The organism is Microcoleus sp. N9_A1, assembly GCF_036701795.1.
Taxonomy (GTDB): Bacteria; Cyanobacteriota; Cyanobacteriia; order Cyanobacteriales; family Microcoleaceae; genus Microcoleus.
On record NZ_JAUBRI010000052.1, the window covers coordinates 38,096 to 57,252 of the forward strand.

At 46.8% G+C, this 19,157-nt stretch carries 14 protein-coding genes; 7 read left to right on the forward strand and 7 right to left on the reverse strand.

Annotation, left to right across the window (positions count from 1 at the left end; translation table 11 throughout):
* Window positions 1-960, forward strand: a 960-nt coding sequence (locus QUA58_RS21855; RefSeq protein ID WP_333395906.1) for a Calx-beta domain-containing protein, incomplete at its 5' end; no start/stop codon positions are given.
* A 428-nt stretch (window positions 961-1,388) separates the two neighbouring features.
* On the opposite strand, the gene QUA58_RS21860 is transcribed toward QUA58_RS21855, so the two are convergent.
* A complete protein-coding gene (locus tag QUA58_RS21860) occupies window positions 1,389-1,982 on the reverse strand; it encodes a DUF4129 domain-containing protein (protein WP_333395908.1) in 594 nt (197 codons plus the stop codon).
* Between the two features lie 520 nt (window positions 1,983-2,502).
* Here QUA58_RS21860 and QUA58_RS21865 point away from each other — a divergent pair.
* From QUA58_RS21865 to QUA58_RS21875, 3 genes are all read left to right on the forward strand, one after another.
* Window positions 2,503-4,230 carry a diflavin flavoprotein gene (locus QUA58_RS21865; RefSeq protein WP_333252301.1) on the forward strand — a complete coding sequence of 576 codons (1,728 nt, stop codon included), beginning with the start codon at window positions 2,503-2,505 and terminating at the stop codon, window positions 4,228-4,230.
* A gap of 397 nt (window positions 4,231-4,627) precedes the next feature.
* Window positions 4,628-5,257, forward strand: a complete 630-nt coding sequence (locus QUA58_RS21870) for a hypothetical protein (protein ID WP_333252300.1) — start codon at window positions 4,628-4,630, stop codon at window positions 5,255-5,257.
* Complete coding sequence (locus tag QUA58_RS21875; protein WP_333252299.1) at window positions 5,250-6,995, forward strand: diflavin flavoprotein; 1,746 nt, start codon at window positions 5,250-5,252, stop codon at window positions 6,993-6,995. Before QUA58_RS21870 ends, QUA58_RS21875 begins: the two co-directional genes overlap by 8 nt.
* An 88-nt stretch (window positions 6,996-7,083) precedes the next feature.
* Here QUA58_RS21875 and pgsA read toward each other — a convergent pair whose 3' ends face one another.
* From pgsA to QUA58_RS21905, 6 genes are all read right to left on the reverse strand, one after another.
* Window positions 7,084-7,602 (reverse strand): CDP-diacylglycerol--glycerol-3-phosphate 3-phosphatidyltransferase, encoded by a 519-nt coding sequence (gene pgsA, locus QUA58_RS21880; protein WP_333252298.1) that lies wholly within the window; start codon window positions 7,600-7,602, stop codon window positions 7,084-7,086.
* 67 nt (window positions 7,603-7,669) lie between these two features.
* Entirely contained in the window at window positions 7,670-8,515 is an 846-nt protein-coding gene (locus QUA58_RS21885) for an ADP-ribosylglycohydrolase family protein (RefSeq protein ID WP_333252297.1), read from the reverse strand.
* Between the two features lie 83 nt (window positions 8,516-8,598).
* On the reverse strand, window positions 8,599-9,264 hold the full coding sequence (locus QUA58_RS21890) for a sugar transferase (protein ID WP_333252296.1): 666 nt from the start codon (window positions 9,262-9,264) through the stop codon (window positions 8,599-8,601).
* A 319-nt stretch (window positions 9,265-9,583) separates the two neighbouring features.
* Entirely contained in the window at window positions 9,584-13,930 is a 4,347-nt protein-coding gene (locus QUA58_RS21895) for a hypothetical protein (protein WP_333395911.1), read from the reverse strand.
* 365 nt (window positions 13,931-14,295) lie between these two features.
* Window positions 14,296-15,483: an RNA-guided endonuclease TnpB family protein gene (locus QUA58_RS21900; RefSeq protein ID WP_333252294.1), complete on the reverse strand. Its 1,188-nt coding sequence runs from the start codon at window positions 15,481-15,483 to the stop codon at window positions 14,296-14,298.
* An 83-nt stretch (window positions 15,484-15,566) separates the two neighbouring features.
* Entirely contained in the window at window positions 15,567-15,833 is a 267-nt protein-coding gene (locus QUA58_RS21905) for a hypothetical protein (protein WP_333252293.1), read from the reverse strand.
* 603 nt (window positions 15,834-16,436) lie between these two features.
* On the opposite strand from QUA58_RS21905, the gene QUA58_RS21910 reads away from it, so the two are divergent.
* From QUA58_RS21910 to QUA58_RS21920, 3 genes are all read left to right on the forward strand, one after another.
* A complete protein-coding gene (locus QUA58_RS21910) occupies window positions 16,437-17,147 on the forward strand; it encodes a Crp/Fnr family transcriptional regulator (RefSeq protein ID WP_333252292.1) in 711 nt (236 codons plus the stop codon).
* Between the two features lie 85 nt (window positions 17,148-17,232).
* Window positions 17,233-17,730, forward strand: coding sequence for a universal stress protein (locus tag QUA58_RS21915; RefSeq protein ID WP_333252291.1), 498 nt, complete (start codon window positions 17,233-17,235; stop codon window positions 17,728-17,730).
* A gap of 330 nt (window positions 17,731-18,060) precedes the next feature.
* The gene (locus QUA58_RS21920) at window positions 18,061-18,816 is read left to right on the forward strand and encodes a DUF2232 domain-containing protein (RefSeq protein ID WP_333395912.1); all 756 of its coding nucleotides are present in this window, start codon (window positions 18,061-18,063) and stop codon (window positions 18,814-18,816) included.
* Window positions 18,817-19,157 lie beyond the last annotated feature (341 nt).

Below are 19,157 nucleotides of genomic sequence, written 5' to 3' on the forward strand. Positions count from 1 at the left end.
GACGGTTCGGCAAGTTCAGCAGGCACAGCAGCGGATTACACTAGCGCGACAGGGGCGTTGAATTTTGCTGCGGGGGTAACTACCGCTAGTTTCACCGTGACGGCTTTGACTGATTCGATTGTGGAATCGGCGGAATCGGTGAATTTGGTGCTCTTCGGTGGCAATGTCGGCAGTAGTCCGTCAATTTTGACGATTAATGATGTGGCGCCAACTGGGACGATGGTAACTCCGACGCCAACTCCAACTCCAGCAACATCAACAGCAACCCAGTTTGTTTTTAGTGCGGCTACTTTCAGCACTCAGGAATCATCTGGCTTTGCTACGGTGACAGTCAATCGCATCGGCCCCAATACGGCGACCGGAACGATTAGCTACAGTACTCTTGACGGCACCGCCCTATCAACTGGAAGTGCGGTTGATTATTCCTCTAGTGCTGGTGTACTCACCTTTGGCCCTGGGGAAACTTCCAAGACGTTCAGCATCTTTGTCAATCCTGATACTGTGCCTGAAATGACTGAGACTGTTAACCTATTTCTCAACAACGGCCCCGTCGGCACTCCGTCAACAGCAAGACTAGACATTATTGACGGTAGCAGCAGTGCATCTGGCAATATCTTCCAGTATAGTGCGTCTAATTACGGCACGATCGCCACTCAGGGGGGCAGCACAACGGTTACAGTTACCCGCTCAAGTGGCTTAGGTGCAGCATCGATTGATTATATTATTCTGGCGGGTACTCCAGGCAGCGGCCCTGCACCTGTATATGGTGACTACCTGCTTAACCCGGGCGGCCCCACTGGCGGCACGTTGTCCTTCGCCGACGGCCAACTCAGCCAAACCTTTACTGTTCAAGACAACCCATTTAGTACCAATAATGGGACTGTGCGCTTAGGTCTTACTAACCCTACTGCGGGCTACAATTTCGGCAGTACAGCGGCAACAAGTATCACTCTCATCTAAGGCTGTTAGTAGGGCGAGGAATCCTTGCTCTACTAATATGTCCCGCAATATGAGCAATTTCATCACCAACTCTTTCAATGGGGTGGCGATCGCTAATCCTAGTTTGACAGTCGCTGGCACCGACAACTAATGGGATTCACCTACAGGGCTGATTGTGGGCGGCATCGACCAGAATCCCATTGCTGGTGCTAGTTTCGTGGCTTTCAACCCATTTGCTACTTCGGTCTGATAGCACCCTTTCAAGGTCGTACTCTTAGATGCTACGCGCGTTATTCGAGTACGACCTTGAACCCTTGTATATTGAAAAAAGTAGATTGCAATTGGCTATTGGGTGGGGGTTTTTGAGATTGTCGGTTTGTGGTAATTATTGTTGGTAAAAACCCGCCCCTAAAATTATCACTTGGATATTTTTTTTTTCGTTTACCTACTTAATCCTTAATTTGTTGATAAGCTTGCTGACACTGTTCAAAGGTTGAGGCGTCAGCTTCGGTATTCCCGAAATATAGTTGCTGATGTATTGTTATCACAGTTTCGTAAGGCACTGGCTGGGGTAATTGCTGGATTAATTCTAAATATTCGCCATCAGTGCGGCTGGGTTGGTGAACCACGGTTCCCGCATCATTTAACCGCTGCAACAAAGCCATGTAAAGACAGCGGCAAGCTTGGCGGTATTTGCCTTGCTGCTGCAACTTTTGCGATCGCAACAACCAATCTGCTACCGACAAATCGTTAATTGTTTTTTTCGCACTTCCATCAGTTGTTTGATTCCTCTTTTTGAAATTATGAATATAAAAACGTAACAGTTGCCAAATCTGCCAACTCGCCCAGACTGCGAGCAATGCTAAGATTAACCAAAAGACGGCTTTAGCGATCGCCCCCAAGATGGGGGAATCAAACCAAGATGGCAATTTGACATTCGGTATATTTTGGGCAGTTTTTAGTTCCCACCACTCCTCCACTCGCTGTTTCCACTGTCCTACTTGCCAACCGAAATTAGTTTTATCAAAGGAACTTTCAGACATAGCTTTACATCCTATCGATTCCGGTTGCACCGGAATCATTGTTGACTGTTGACTGTTGACTGTTGACTGATAACTGATGACTGTTGACTGTAGAAGGAGGGGTCAAAAAAATGAAAATTGCGCGAATTATTTGTTGGCCGCAGGATTCGACTTTACCCCCGACGATCAAGCGCAGATTTGATATCATTCCGGGGCAGCCGGAATTGATATCACTTAATGGATTTGGGCTTGTGGATTTGGGATTTTTTTATTCGATCATCTTACTGCACATTTTGTATAACTGTTAAGTTGCTACTAACTAATTGACTGCTGGATAGGAATTTCCCTGCAAAACTCAGTACCTCGATCGCCAAACCGATCGAACTCGGTTGCAATAGCACACATATTTGCTTTTTGTCAAGAATTTTATCTCACTTTTGGGATGCTTAACTGAGTGATAGGAAATTTGATAAAGATTTACAAAAAAAACGTGTCAGAATGAAGACAATAAGGTAATGGGTAAAAAGACAAGGAGGCACTGATGGTAGCGCTGACTGAACGAGTCCAACGCAGATTGACGGTGGAAAAAGTCGAAATTGCCTCTGATACAACGGCAATTCGATGCCTGGACTGGGATAGAGACCGCTTTGACATCGAATTCGGACTCAAAAACGGTACAACTTACAACTCATTCATCATTCGCGGTGAAAAAACAGCCCTCGTCGATACCTCGCACGAGAAGTTTCGCCAGCAATACATGGAAACTCTGACGGGCGAAATTGACCCCAAAGAGATTGACTATCTAATTATCAGCCACACCGAACCAGACCACAGCGGTTTAGTCAAAGACGTGCTGGCGCTGGCACCCCAAGCAATTGTCGTGGGGGCGAAAGTAGCAATTCAATTTTTAGAAAACCTTGTACACCAACCATTTGAGCGATTGGTAGTCAAAAACGGGGACAAACTAGATTTAGGAAACGGCCACATTATCGAATTCGTATCGGCGCCGAACTTGCACTGGCCCGATACTATTTTTAGCTACGACAACAAAACTCAAGTGCTGTTTACCTGCGACGCTTTCGGGATGCACTACTGTTCCGACAGCACCTTCGATGACGATTTAGCAGCAGTTGAGGAAGATTACCACTTTTATTATGAGTGCTTGATGGCTCCCAATGCTCGATCGGTACTCGCTGCGATGAAGCGGATGGCAGAGTTGGGAGAAATCGGTACAGTTGCGACCGGTCACGGCCCGCTGCTGCGGCACAATGTGGTGGAACTTACCGGACGCTACAAAAAGTGGAGCCAAGCGCAAGCTAAGGCAGAAACCACTGTAGCGGTATTTTACACCTCCGACTACGGATTTAGCGATCGACTCAGCCAAGCGATCGCCCACGGTATCACCAAAACAGGTGTCGCCGTGGAAATGATGGATTTGAGAATCGCCGACTTGCAAGAAGTTGCGGAACTTGTCGGTAATGCTGCCGGCATCGTAATTTGTTCGCCGCCGAGTAGTGGTACTGCTGCTGCGAATGCCGAAGCTGTTATCAACACAATTTTAGTTGCGGCTAACAACAAACAATCTTTCGGTTTGTGCGAATCCGGCGGTGGCGATGACGTATCTATTTACCCGCTGCGAAACAAGTTCAAAGAGTTGGGTTTAAAAGAAGCATTTCCCAACATTTTAATTAAAGAAACGCCGACAGAAGCGAGTTATCAACTTTGCGACGAAGCCGGCACCGACTTGGGACAGTGGCTGACGCGGGACAAAGCTGTCAAACAGATGAAATCCCTCGACAGCGACCTCGATAAAGCTTTGGGACGGATCAGCGGCGGACTGTACATCATTACCGCTCAAAAAGGCGAGGTTAGCAGTGCGATGCTAGCTTCTTGGGTAACTCAAGCTAGCTTTAAACCGCTAGGTTTAACAATAGCAGTTGCGAAGGATCGGGCGATTGAATCGATGATGCACGCGGGAGATAAATTTGTTCTCAACGTGCTGGAAGAAGGCAATTATCAAACCTTGATGAGGCACTTTTTAAAGCGTTTTGCTCCTGGTGCTGATCGATTTGCCGGAGTTAAAACTCAACCAGCAACCAACGGTTCTCCGATTTTGACAGATGCTTTGGCGTACATGGAGTGCGAAGTAGTCAGCCGGATGGAACTTTCGGATCATCATATCGTATATGCGATCGTCGATAGCGGCCGCGTCTCCAATCCAGATGCACTGCCTGCAGTTCACCACCGCAAAGTGGGAAATCATTATTAGGAAGTCAGTTGGCGGTTGACAGTTGACTGTTGACGGTTGACTGTTGACTGTTGGCAGTTGTCAGGTGCAAAGGGGAAATTCAACGATATATTGATCGACTGTCTGAATCAACACACCCCAAACGTATTAGTAAGGTGCGTCAGCCGATGTTTTATTCGACTTCATCATCGACTATCTACTGACGCACCCTACAATTACAGTCCTGGACAAGGTATTAGTAAGGTGCGTCAGCCGATGTTTTATTCGACTTCATCATCGACTATCTACTGACGCACCCTACAATTACAGTCCTGGACACAACTGGCTACGCAAAAACTCTCAACGTAAGGTGCGCCACCAGCACCTTACCGGGCAAACCGTTGTCATTTAGACTCCATTTTAACTAGGGGAATTGCCAATGCCTGCCAATCTTTTAGAAGACCGAGATTACACAATTATTATTGCCAGAAGTGATGCCAGCAGAGACCCTCACCATCCTTGGTACGAGGAGTGGGTAGAAGCACAGGCATCTCTCATCGACTTAGCAAAAAAATGTCAGGAATTTGACAGCGACGGCATCACCCTTTACGAAGCTTCTACTCCTATGTGGAAGTATAAAAATTCAAATGTTGCCCGGTTAGCTGAAATTTTGCAGCGACAAAATACGGAACCGGATTCAGAAAACCCGACTGCAACTAATTTGGAAGAAGCTCTGAAAGAAGCTTTCAGCGATTATTTTGCAGGTAAACCAAAGACCAAAGGGAAGAAAGGAGCAATAATTGTTGCAGTCCTAGATCAAAAACCAGAAAATACCGCTGCTGTCGCTGAAATTATTGTAAGTGCAGCAAATAAAATAGATAAAGACGAAGAAATTGGAGTGAGCTTTATCCAAATTGGGGATGATTTGACAACCAGGGAATTTCTGACTGACCTTGATACCAATTTACAGGGTAGAGGTGCAAGGTTTGACATTGTAGATACCAATTTTTGGCACGAAATCAAAAGAAGTTCTGTAGTTCAGTTTCTCATAGGTGCAATTAATGACTAACACTTTGACTCCTAGACTCGCATCTGATACTAAACCCCGCGACGTGCAGTTTATCCCGATCGCCCTCGATACTTTTATTGTGCGATCGCGGACTTGGGACAGACTCAAATTTGAAGTCGAGTATTCGCTGCAAAAGGGTACGACAGCAAATAGCTATATTATTCAAGCTGACAAAACTGCTTTGTTCGACCCGCCGGGGGAATCTTTTACTCAAAATTACCTGGAATTTTTGCAGCAACGGGTGGACTTGACAAAGCTGGATTACATAATTTTGGGGCATTTCAATGCTAACAGAGCAACCACGATTAAAGCTCTGTTAGAATTAGCTCCTGAAGTAGCTTTGGTTTGCACGAATCCAGCGGCAATTAGTTTGCGAGCCGCTTTTCCCGACCAAGAATTAAACATTATGGTCGTTCGGGGAGAAGAAACTCTCAATTTAGGAAAAGGTCACGCCTTAAAATTCATCGCGACTCCGACTCCCCGCTGGCCTGACCAACTTTGCACCTACGATCCGCACACTAGAATCGTGTTCACTGACAAACTATTTGGAGCTCATGTTTGCGGCGACCAAGTATTTGATGAAGGGTGGAGTGTTTACAGCGAAGATCGTCGCTATTATTACGATTCTCTGCACGCATCTCAGGCAAAACAAGTGCTGACCGCAATGGATAAATTCGCCGATTTACCCGCAGCATTTTATGCTCCAGGTCACGGCCCGATCGTCCGTTACGGCCTTAATGAACTGAGCAATTTGTATCGGGAATGGAGCCAGCAACAAAATTCAAAAGACTTGACAGTTGCTTTGATTTATGCTTCGGCTTACGGAAATACGGCTACTTTAGCGCAGGCGATCGCCAAAGGAATTACGAAAGCCGGCGTTGCGGTGGAAAGTATCAACTGCGAATTTGCCGAACCGGGCGAAATTCAAGAGGCGATCGAGAAATGTGCGGGATTTATCATCGGAACTCCCACGCTAGCAGGACACGCGCCGACGCAAATTCAAACTGCTTTAGGAATTGTTTTATCTACCGCAACTAAGAGCAAATTAGCGGGGGTTTTCGGTTCTTTTGGCTGGAGTGGAGAGGCGATCGACTTAGTGGAAGGCAAGCTGAAAGATGCTGGCTATCGAATTGGATTTGAGCCGATTCGAGCCAAATTTAAGCCCACGGCGACAACAATTCACGAGTGCAAAGAAGCGGGAACGGATTTTGCTCAAGCTTTGATTAAATCGCAAAAATTGCGGGCACCGAAACCGCAATTAGTAGCGGGGAGCGATCGCACTGAACAAGCAGTAGGGAGATTGGTTGGTTCGCTGTGCGTACTCTCGGCGAAGCGGGGGGAGGTTAGCAGTGCGATGCTGGCTTCCTGGGTGTCGCAAGCAACGTTTAATCCGCCCGGTGTGACGATTGCGGTGGCAAAAGATCGATCGATCGAAGCTTTGATGTACGCCGGGGATAAATTTGTGCTCAACATTTTAGCAGAAGGGCGACAGTTGCGGAAGTATTTCATGAAAAACTTTGCTCCGGGAGAAGACAGATTTGCCGGAGTCGAAACAATAGAAGCTAGCAACGGCTGTCCGGTTTTGACTGAGGCTTTAGCTTATCTCGAATGCGAAGTGATAAGTCGGATGGAATGCGGCGATCACTGGGTAGTCTATGCGGCGATTGACAACGGTCATTTGCTGAAAAATGACGGCGTGACAGCGGTGCATTACCGGAAATCGGGGACTCATTATTAAGCTACGGCTAGGGACACGGCAATGCCGTGTCCCTACAAATATATCGAAGTTTTTATCTACGTTAATCTGCGGTTTAAATAAAACTGATTTACTTGTCCTCAGCAGTCTTTTCCGGCCATAGATAAATAGCGCCAGAAATCAAAGTTAAAGCCACAGAAACCCAAAAAGCAATTAATGCGGGAAAATTCCACGCTTCAGACAAAGGAGCAATTAAAAGTGCGATCGCCACAATCTGACTTACCGTCTTCAACTTCCCCCAAATATTAGCTCCCGAAATCGTAGTTTTATTAACACGCCACCCCGCAATTGTCAACTCCCGACCAAAAATCACAAACACTCCCCAAGCCGGGATTTTCCCCAACTCAATCAATACCAAAAGCGGCGCGAGAACCAACAATTTATCCACCAAAGGATCGAGAAACTTACCCAAATCGGTAATTTGATTCAGTTTCCTAGCCAAATAGCCGTCCAGCCAATCAGTAGCCGCAGCTACCACAAAAATTGCGGTGCAAATCCAGCGGCTTTGCGCGCTTGGGTCGTACAAACCGTAGAGCAGAAAAGGCACTCCCAGTAAGCGAGAAAACGTAATCAAATTAGGCAAATTCATAATAGCAAGAAGTTCGGCAACGCGCAGTGTAAGGGATTTAACGGATGTAACAGATATCAGGAATAAATCAGAAGTCGCTCCTGCAATTCATTAACTGTCGATCCAGTTCTATGATATAGTCTCGGCCGTAAGATTGATTTTCTAATCCTTGTACCAGATTTTCTGGCAGGTCTTGGGCAATTTCACTGCTACAGGAACCAGCAGCTAAAGCAATAGTGGCTACTGTATCCACATCTCCAGAAAAGGCAATGCAATCTAGGAGCAGTTTGCTCATACTATCATTTCGCATGACAGCAGTAATAGCTGCTCTAACACAGACCAAACCTTTAACGCTGACTTGTCCTTGCCAAGGTATTGACCACTCACCAGCGACGTGCCTTTCTAGAAAATTCCCCAAATTTTTCTTTAAACCTAGCTGATAAATAAAGTAATGGGACATCAAAGCTGCTGCTATAGCTGCATTAATGCCATCAGGACTGTTGTGAGTAATGGCAGCTTGAATGGTAGCATTTTCGATGACTTTTTCAATAGTAGGAAAAATGCCGATCGGCCCGGCTCGCATCGCCGATCCGCTTTTATCGCTAGTGGAGTGAATTTTTTCTAAGAATTCTTTTCCGTCTTGAACTTGTAGCAAAAAATTGTACATTTTGCCAGCATAACCAAATCGCTGATCGCGGTGAAAAGCTGCAACAAATTTGCTGGCTAAAAGTTCCGGCGTCCAAGGTTCTCGACTGACGATCGCTTCTGCGACGGCTAAACTCATCTGCGTATCGTCTGTGTAACATCCAGGCTGGATGTCGTGACGGGGATGCTTGATGTAACTTCTGAGATTGTTGTACATTTCGATCGTCTGCTGGTCAACAAATTCAAAACCCGCACCATAAGCGTCACCCATCGCTAATTCTATTAACATATATTTAATCCATTTCCAACTATCTCATCCCGTGTTTTTTCCTAAAATTTAAAATCCCAAAACAACCCAAAACAGCAAGTCTATTAACACGCACCGTTTTTGCTGAAAACCACCCAAATTGTTTTGCAAATCAGAGTGATGTCGTAGACAACAGACCACTTACCCTGATAGTCGAGATCCATACGGACAATCTCGTCAAAGTCTTTAACTCCAGACCGTCCGTTGACTTGCCACTCCCCAGTCAGACCGGGTTTGACATCTAAACGTTGCCAGTGAAAATCGTCATAGGCAGCAACTTCATCAGGAGTGGGCGGTCGAGTTCCCACCAAACTCATGTCGCCGACTAACACGTTCCAGAATTGAGGCAACTCGTCCAAACTCGTGCTCCGCAAGAAGCGGCCGACGCGGGTAATTCGCGGATCGTTGTCATTCTTAAAAATGTGGCCGGTGGCTTGGTTGGTAACTAAATGTTTGAGCTTTTCTGCACCGACAACCATCGATCGAAATTTCCATATTCTGAAAGGTCGCCCTTTGAAGCTGCAGCGGACTTGACTGTAAAGCAGCGGGCCCGGATTGTCCAACAGCATCGCCACTGCCACCGGCACCGCTACCGCAGCAGTAATTGCCAGTCCCAGCAGCGAGCCCAAAATATCGATCGACCGTTTTACCTTGCTCGTTACGGATCGGTGAGCCTGTTGTTTTGATACACAGACTTTGCAAGTATATTCTTGAAAAAATAAGGACAGCATTTTTGATAATGATGATTTCGACGAGGCACCCATCGGAAATTTCATATGATTTGTCTCAACTTTAACGATTTCTTACATCCATCTTATTAGCCATCCCAAATCTGCAGAACCTGAAATACTCAGCTTTGCACAATCTTTAAAAAGCAATAACACTTTTATAAAGTTTCTATGTATTTTTTATAAAAACGTATAAAGTTTATGTAAACTTACGTAAATTTACAGGAAAAAGTTAGTCTTGGACGCAAAAAAACCTGGTTTCGACTAAGACTCTTCCCGGAAGACAGGGAGGATTATACTGAGAAACCGGGTTTTTTGCCGTTTAGCGATAAATATCGGTGCGAACATCCCAAGCAAGTGTTAGTGGCTCTAACAATTTTTGCTGGCTGCTAGAGGCGAGTTTGCCTAAATATTCGCGAACAACAGAGGCGTGTTCGAGATTCAAACGATAACCCCGTGAGACATCTTCAAAGAAAAGCGGCTCAGCCCAAATTGCTTCCCAATCAGGATTTTGCCTCGACTCCTCGGCGAGCAGCATGAAATCTTCCTCCGCAGGCACAACTCCCGCCGGCAAATTTCCTTCCAAAATCCGTAAAATCCGGGGCTCGCAGGTGCCGGTATTCACGCCCTGGCTCTCCAACAACTGCAAAATTTCCTGAAAGCTCAGAGTTTCCTCACCCAAAACCTGCATTAATTCCCACAGCAGAAAAAAGTCGCTGTACTGCTGCTGCGACACATCCAAAAGGTGAGGATAGAGAGCCAAACTCGCCAACCCGCAGGCAACTCGACCAATTTTTTGGGAAATATTTGTACTTTGAGATACAGAATTTAATGCAGAATTGTGAATCTCAAAAATATCTCGATCGCCCTGCAATTCCTGGTCTTGAACCACGATCGCATTCGGCAGCTTCTGCCGCAACCAGCGGGCGATCGCAGGCCAAGCACCCATACCCCCCGCATAAATCGCCTGATTAATTCCCGCCGGCGACATTCCCGCGCGGCTGAGCAAAGCATTCAATTCACGGTTCAACTGCTGCACAAAAGGCACTAAAACCAGACTTTCCAAATCTTTGCGATTGACATCCCAATGCTGCTGACCAATATCCAAACTAAAACTTTTTTGATGTTGCAAAATAACTTTTATTTGCCTTGCTGTTTCTAACAATTGCAGGCCAAAAGCAGAACCTTGTAACCGCTGCTGCAATTGATAACGACTCGGCAAATCAGGATGCCCCGGACGTGGCAAATCGATCGACATTCCCCACGTTTCATTTTTCGCCAACAACTGACAGATAATATCCTGATCGAAAGCCTCGCCCGCAAAACCAAAACTCTGGCAAGTAAAATCAGCACGAGTTAAATCTTGAAGATTGGACGGCAACTCAACTAAAGCTAATTCCACCGTCGCCGCCCCCGCATTCAAAATCAAAGTTCCCCCGCTAAAAGATGAAGCATTCACAGCCAGCGGTGCAGCTTCTTCAGTGCCCTTAGCAGAATCCGTGGCTGACGCCTCCACTTCCATGCCATTTTTCACAGGAGTTACAGCAGCAAGCAAAGTGGCGATCGCATCTTCCACCACAAAAATTTGCGAACCAGAAGCCACCAGAGACGCGCCCAAAACCGCCTCCCGCAGATTAAACCGATAAACATCCGACCAGTCGGCCGGAGTCCCCAAAATTACACCCTGCAAGTCTAAAAGCGCGGCATCGAGAGTTTCTGGCGTCAGTCCCGAAGCCCTACAAATTAAATTAGAAACTGGCACTCCTGCAAAATTCGCCGTCGGCATTGCAGAATCCAAAATTTCCCCTGATTCGGCAAATTTTTGTCCCCGCAAACTCGGATTCAAAGTAGCCAGCAGTGCCCGCACACATTGCAGCGGCAAGGCGATCGAAAAAGCCTGCAAGGGCGACCACTGCAACAGCGGTTCGTACATCCCAGCAGCCTCCCGCTGATAAGGAATGCCCACCTTTAAAGGCAATTTAAAATTTTCCAGTAAAAATTCTCCTGCAGCCAAAGCCTGGGGTCGGAATCCCACCGACCTGACTGTCACCTCTGACCCTGAGCTCCCTGGGGCTGTTTGGGCCAGCACCGCAGCCGAGGGAATCCGACAACTGGCGTCTGCTGCCCAAGCCTCAGCCTGCGATGCTTCCCAGTAAATCGGGTGCAACTGCCCGCTGGTACGATCGAGCAAAGCCGCAGACAGGCCGCTGGAACCGAAATCAATGCCCAAATACCAGCTAGAATTCCGGCGTTCTCGGGATGGGGCGATCGCACCTGCTGCCGAATGCCCAGCCGCCTCTTGCTGCTGTGTTCCGGCAAACTCACTAAAATCGGTTTTCCCCTCAACAACTCCTGCTTTACTCTCTGTCGAAATTAGGTTTTTTTTTTGACTTTCTGGAGGACTCGATCGCAGTTCGTTAGTTTCGGCAGTTTCTGGAGAGGGAGAATCAGTCAAAGGTCGATCAGTCTCGGTCAAACTAGCCAAAATCTCGTCTAGCGTCAAATTCGAGTCGTCTTCCTCCGCAAACAAATCATCCTCAAGTTCGTTTTCCAAAACAAAGGGTTCATCATCAGATGAGAGTTCCAACACATCAGAGAACAAATCCTCCAGCGTGCCGAGTTCTTCCTCTGCCACCTCCGCAAAGGGATTTTTTGCACCGCCCTCCTCGGGGGAACTCGCCGATAAATCGAAGCTGTTAGTGGCTGAGGAATTCGATCGCCGGGAGCTAGTATTTTCCAATCCCTCCAGATTGTAGAGGTCTGCCTCCAAAAGTTCCAGAGTATTGTTGTCCAAATTTAGAGCTCGATCGAGGTCATCTTCTAATGCCTCGACCGGCAGTAAATCCTCGTCCGGCGAAGCTTGGATGTACCCATCATTGAGCCCCTGCGAGGATGAGTCGAACTCGCCAGCTTGAACATCGCCGACACTTGGCACAGCGGGCGTGGCACTGGGTCGGTGAGGGCTAATTTCTACAGGCGTTCTCAACGGCAAAGCTGCTGATTCAGGCACAGTAGCGCCGAACTGCTCGCTGAGGTTTTGACCCGTTTCTAGATTTTCTCGATCGTCCGCGTCAAGTTGCACCTCAGCATTTGAGGGTGATGCTTCTGAAACTTGAGGTACTGTTGCGACTTGCGGTTCAAATAAATCTGCACTATCTAAAGTTAGAGACTCTACAGAATTCCCCATTACAAAATCTGAATCTTCATCTACTAAAGTCTCTTCCAGAGATTCGCCTTCATCCAGCAGATTTACAAACAAATCTTCGGTCATTTTTAGCGATTCGGCAGTTTCCTGATTCGTCGCCGCTTGATATTCTACGCCTTCACTTTTTGTCTCACTTACAGTATTTTCTACCGGGAAAGTTTCGATTTGTAATTCCACTTCAGGAACCGATTCTCCCGCGAACAAACTTGCATACAAATCCTCAATCTCTTCGTCTGTTTCTGTTAATCTCTTCTCCGATTCACCGCCAGTAAACCGAGTTGCATTTCGAGATATTTCGGGGGTAGAACCCAACAAATTATCTTCCAACTCCGGGAGCAAAATAGGGGCTTGAATGCGGTCGCGGTCGCGCCTCAACTGTCTGAATTGCGGAGAAATTTCTGTACCGGCGTAGGGAAATCTGTCTTGTTCTCCGAATTCGCCGGTGCGAATTTCCAGCACCGAGTCTCCCGTCAGAGTCTCTGCAGTATTTGAAAGGGCGGGAGCGACAGGAGATTGATCGGCTGCGGTGGGGGTGACGGTTTCGAGATTATTTGCTAAATTGATCGGCTGTTGAACGTAGGAAGACGCTTCTCGCCCCAACTGTGAAGCCAAGTGGTTGACCAAAGCCGCGAACATCGCCTCGCTCTGCTGGCTCAAACCGTACATATTTTCGAGTTCTTGTCTCAAGGAAGCTTGATAGCTTTGCAGATTTGCTTGCAAAGCCTCGAACACGATAGCCATCCTAGAATCGAGACTCATCAGCAGACTGTCAGCATGAGATTGGAACAGTTGCATTTGCTCCAACCTCTGAGCCGGCGTCAGCAGCGGGTGTTCTTCTGAGGTTTGTGGGTTAAGTGTTACGTCAATAGCCAATTGTTCATCAGGTGCACTGCCCAAAGAGTATGGTGCTGCGCTGCTTTGCAATAACTGATTTTCTAGCGAACTTAGAATTTGGGAGAAATCGCTAGTCAAGGTTTCTTCCAAGCGGGCAGTTAGTACCTGCAAGAATTCAGCAATGATTTGCTGTTGGTTGGCTTGTTGCTGAGCTAGGGATTGTTGCTGCTGCCGTTTTGCTTCTAGCTGTTTGATTTCTTGAATTAGAGCTTGCTGCTCTTGCCGCAGAGCTTCTATGTCTTCTTGGAGCGGCCCTGTCAGGCTTGAACGCAGGTGGCTGATTTCTCCGGTTACGGCAAGCATGATTTGCTCTGCGGCTGAGGGGCGAGGGGCGGGCAGAGGCACTTTGGGCACTGGAACTGGTTGCGGGGGCACATTTGGGCGGGCGGGGGCCTTTGCGGCCGTTAGCTTTGAGTCTGAGGAAACCAGATAAGCGCGAACTCGCTCTAAAAGTTGGCGCTGGTGGACAGTATCAAGAGAACCCGTCCAAGGCAAGCGGGGTGCGGGCTTGCTGAGTACCTCGTCTATCTCAGCAATCAATGCTTGAATTTTGTACTTCTGAGAATTCAAGGGCGGAACCTCTGGGAATGCGGCTGGGGAGAAACTTTACGGAAAAAAGACTGAATTCAGGCGGCAGCGATGCCAATAGATAGAATAATCTGAATGCGAGTCCGTCAATCGATTTTAGATTTTAGATTTTAGATTTAAGCATTGACCGCACGGATAAATTCGGGAGCTTGTTTATCGGATACAGGTTTTTTATTTCTCCGTCCTGAGTCTGCGAAGGAATGAATCCGGGGGCTTGTATCCTGAATGCGAGTCAGTCAATAATTTACTAATATTTTCTGACAACTGTTAATTAACGTTTTGTCTTCGGATAACTTCTATTGCCTTTGACATCCACCCCGGCGTAAACGCACGGGGATTCCTAAGACTCACGACTTAGGTTTCTGCTTCCGTCCCCTAGGGGATTTCGCACCAGCCTTAACAGATTTACTCTGTTCTGGTCTTACAGTCGCTCCACAGACTGCCACGGCAAGCCCTGCCGCCAAAATGTTCTTTGCTGCGTTGATGTCTCGGTCATGGTGCGTCCCGCAATTAAGACAATCCCATTCCCGGATATTCAACGGCATCTTGTCAACGATATGTCCGCAATTGCCACACCGTTTTGAACTCGGAAACCATCGGTCAATCTTAATTAAAGTACGACCGTACCAATCGCACTTGTAATCTAGTTGTCTGACTAATTCCCCCCAACTTGCATCACTTATAGCTAGAGCAAGTTTGGGATTTTTAATCATGTTATTCACAGCTAAGTTTTCTACGGCGATGGTTTGGTTTTCACGCACCAACCGCGTTGTTAACTTGTGAAGATTATCTTTCCTTGCATCAGTAATTTCTTGATGCACTTTCGCTACTTTAAGCCGTGCTTTGTGACGGTTGTTTGACCCTTTTTGCTTGCGACTTAAAAATTTTTGCGCTCTTCTAAGTTGCCGATATTTTGCCTTGAATCCTTTGGGATTGGCAATCTTTTCACCAGTGCTAAGAGCGAGCAAGCTTGTAACTCCCAGGTCGATACCGACTTGATTATCTGTTTTGGGTAATGCTTCAATTTCAACATCCACTAGCAGAGAAACTGACCACCTACCTGATGGTGCAAGCTTTACGCTTAAGGTTGAAGGTGTTGCACCATCAGGTAGTGTCCGACTCCAGCGAATTGGTAACGCTTGTGTGCTTTTTGCTAGGTAGACTTGTCCATCTCTGAACTTAAATGCTGACTTGGTAAATTCTGCACTACCACCATTGCGTTTCTTTTTGAAGTTAGGATATTTTGCCCGCCCATCAAAAAAGTTGGTATAAGCCGTTTGTAGATGACGCAAACACTGCTGTAACGGTACGCAACTAACCTCGTTGAGAAAATCTAGTTCTTCGGTTTTCTTCCATTCGGTTAACATTGAAGAAGTCTCGGCATAGCCTACCCGTTTCTGTTCTGCGTACCAAGCTTCCGTTCTTGTGGCTAAAGCACGGTTGTAGACCAAACGAACACAACCCAAAGTACGTCGCAACAAACTTTCTTGTTCCGGCGTTGGGTAGAATCGATAGCTGAAGGCTTTTAGTGTCATGCTGACCTTAACTACGCTATTTTACATACTCGCACGTCTTGTGTGAAATGGTAAAACTTAACAAAAATTCATGTAAAGCCGTCCTATAAGGACGGGGCTTGAATCCCATTATTGTTGGTCAAATTCTGTGGCTCAGGGGCGAGTTTCCTGACCCGGAGACTGATTCCTGCTCGTAAGAGCTGCGAGCCCGACGAACTTTTGCCTTCACCGGCTGGAACGGCGGGCAGCACACTGTCACCGCGAGTTTCGTTAGCATGGCGGCGCGTCACTGTCTCTTCATCTTTCACCGACTTGGAAAAAACCTCAAACAATTTGCGATTTGGGATACCAAGATTCGGGATTGTCCCCATATACTGGGTTTGAGTAACCTTTGATCATAGCCTTTTATCTGTATTGATGGCTAGATACTAATGGTACAATAATCTTGGGTAGCAGAAAAGTTTGCTGGGAAGTGGGTGGGTGTCGCTCGCCAAGAGCGCCAGTCTTTAGGCTCGCAATGGCTGTGGATTTTGCCGATCGTGCTGACATTTGCCAGGTTCTAGGCAGTTGCTCGGATTTGGGATCTGTCTACCGTGCTTGCAGGCTTGTACTCGGGGATTCTGCCTTCTCGACAGCAGGGCAAGAGTGACAACAAATCTCTCAGCAGTGTTAAGCTTGTCTTCGGTAATTTGATCGGCTCAGTCGTTTGCCACATTGCTAAAATTTTGTTAATAAAATTTGCTCAGTGGTATATATCTAAAAAATTATGGTATATTCTTTAGTCTCTAGCTCCCAATCAGAGCTTGAGGCTATTAATTCCCATATTGAGCCTTTGACCGCAAAACTTTAGAGGTAAAATTGCCGATTTTAGATCCTTGTTTCTCAAATCTTGAATCTCAAATCGAATGACTCGGCTGCAAGCTATTTGTAACTGCCCAGCGCAGCTCAAGCGCATAAATTAAAATGATGGCCTCATGGAAGACCGCTTTAACACCCGAGATCCGAATTCTAATATAAATCAATTGATAGTTTCTACTCCTTTTTTTGCAGGATTACCCGATCCTGTAATCGAGAGAGCAACTGTCCACATCGTTACCCGCAGTCATCCGTCAAATCAAGTGATTTTACTCGAAAATGACTGGGGAACATCAGTGTATTTTATATTGGATGGTTGGGTGAAAATTCGCACCTACAACCTAGACGGAAAAGAAGTAACACTGAATATTTTAGGGAAAGGAGAATTATTCGGGGAAATGGCCGCGATCGAAGAAGCACCGCGATCGACAGATGTGATCACCCTAGCCCCGACACTGATTGGCAATATGCCATCTCAGGATTTTGTGCAACTCATTCATACCGAGCCGCTAGCAGGCATTCGCCTAGCTCAACTGATGGCGCGTCGCCTGCGGCAAGTCAACCGCCGCCTGCGTTTGCGAGAGTCGGACAGTACATCGCGAGTAGCAGATATTCTATTATTTTTGGCCGAGGGGCAAGGGAAAATCATGTTAAGTGGAGGTACAGAAATTCCCAACCTCCCACACAGAGAATTAAGCAGTCTCAGCGGGCTGGCTCGGGAAACAGTAACGCGAGTGCTGAGCAAGCTGGAAAAAAAAGGAACTATTCAGCGCGAACGTGACGTTTTGTGCATTCCAGACCTACACGCATTGGAGCGTCTGTTAGTCTAGAAGTATCAGAGATTGCTAATTTGAATCAAATTCAAAAGCACTCTCTGTTAACTACTAATGATGATTTCCCGCCGGAGGTAAAGCTGTGAGTTTTAAGAAAATTTTCGCTGCCGTTGATGATTCCGATCTAGGCCACCGCGTCTTTAGTCAAGCTTTAGAATTAGCTGTGGGCGATCGCGCTCAGATGATGCTATTTCACTGCGTTACTGTCAACACGCTGGGCGAGACGGCAGTACCAATTCCAGTAGATTTGGGCATGAATGTCGAGTTAATGAATCAAGCTTATCAAGCTCAACGTTTGCGGCTGGAAAGCGAGGAAAAACAGGCTTCGGGTTTGTTGAAAAATTACTGCGACGCTGCCACTAAACAAGGATTGCAAGTGGAATTTGACTGCAAAATGGACGGCGATCCGGGGCATTCTGTCTGTGAATCTGCCGAAAATTGGGGCGCAGATTTAATAGTAGTGGGGAGGCGCGGCCGCACGGGGTTAACAGAAGCTTTCCTCGGCAGTGTCAGCAATTATGTTGTTCACCACGCATCTTGTTCGGTTTTGGTAATCCAGGAAATTAAACCGGAAAAATGATACTGCCAAAAAGTTGGGCTGAGAAAATTAATCTAAAATAAGACTGACGCAGGCATCTAAACCCGGTTTCTCCTAAAATCAAAAAGCCCAAATAGACGAACCATTGCAAAAATCAGAAAATACCCTGAAATTATCTGCGTCAATCTGTGTTGCATCTGCCCGATATCTGCGGTTTCTGGATCGAAGACTTCTGCAACTCAAGTCTAATCAAAAATCAAAAATCAAAAACCAAAAATCAAAAACCGGGAATCAGCCAGCGCCAAGTCCCTTAAAATCTAAAACTTGTACTGAGCGAAGCCGAAGTATCTAAAATCTAAAATCTAAAATCGGATGAGTGATTTTTTGTCAGCAGATGCCACGTCTAATTCCGGCAGTTCACCCAGTCAAAATAACGACCCCCAAACTGCGGATATTTCAGATTTGGCGGGCGATCGCACCAATCCCGATCCGGGGAAGCGCGCCTCTGGGGAAGCGCCTTTAAGGCTGGTAGAAACGGCTTTTTTGGCAAGTACCGCTAGCTTAATTTGGCTGGTAAATTATTACTTTCCGCTAGGGCCTTTGCTGCGGGTTTTTTTCCCGATACCCATCGCCCTGGTTTACTTGCGCTGGGGCAACCGAGCAGCTTGGATGGCAGCTTTGGTATCGGGTTTGCTGCTGTCGGTACTGATGGGCCCGACGCGGAGCATTTTATACGTGATGCCTTTTGGAATTATGGGAGTTGCGCTGGGAGGACTTTGGAGGCGCAAAGCGAGTTGGTCACTCTCTATTAGTGTGGGCGCTCTCATTGGTACTGTCGGCTTCTTTTTTCGGTTTTGGCTGCTGTCAGCGTTGGTGGGTCAAGATCTATGGGTTTACGTAACGGCCCAGGTAACAGAGATGGTGGAATGGGTGTTTGTGAAGCTGGGCTGGCTTAATGTACCGAGTTTGAACACAATTGGGGCGATCGCCGCTGGGATGATTTTGGTTAACAATATTGTCTATTTATTTGTAGTGCATTTAGTAGCTTTGCTGCTGTTAGATCGTTTGGGAAATCCAATTCCGCGGCCGCCAAGCTGGGTGCAAGTTTTGATCGATTATGAAGAGTAGTTATTGAGCATGGGGCATGGGGCATGGGGCATGGGGCATGGGGCATGGGGCATGGGGCATGGGGCATGGGGCATCGGGCATCGGGCATCGGGCATCGGGCATCGGGCATCGGGCATTGCTAATTGCTACTAAAGAACTAATGACTAATAACTAATGACTAATAGACCTCTTTTGAAAAGCAAGTCTTGAACAGGCAGGATGCCTGTTCCATAATAATTATTGCAGAGATATAATGACTGCTAACTAATGACTAATGACTAATGACTAAGTAGGTCGGCGCCAAAAAACCGAACTATGTTAAAATAAGTAAAGAAAGAGAAGACATTTACTGAGGTAACTCA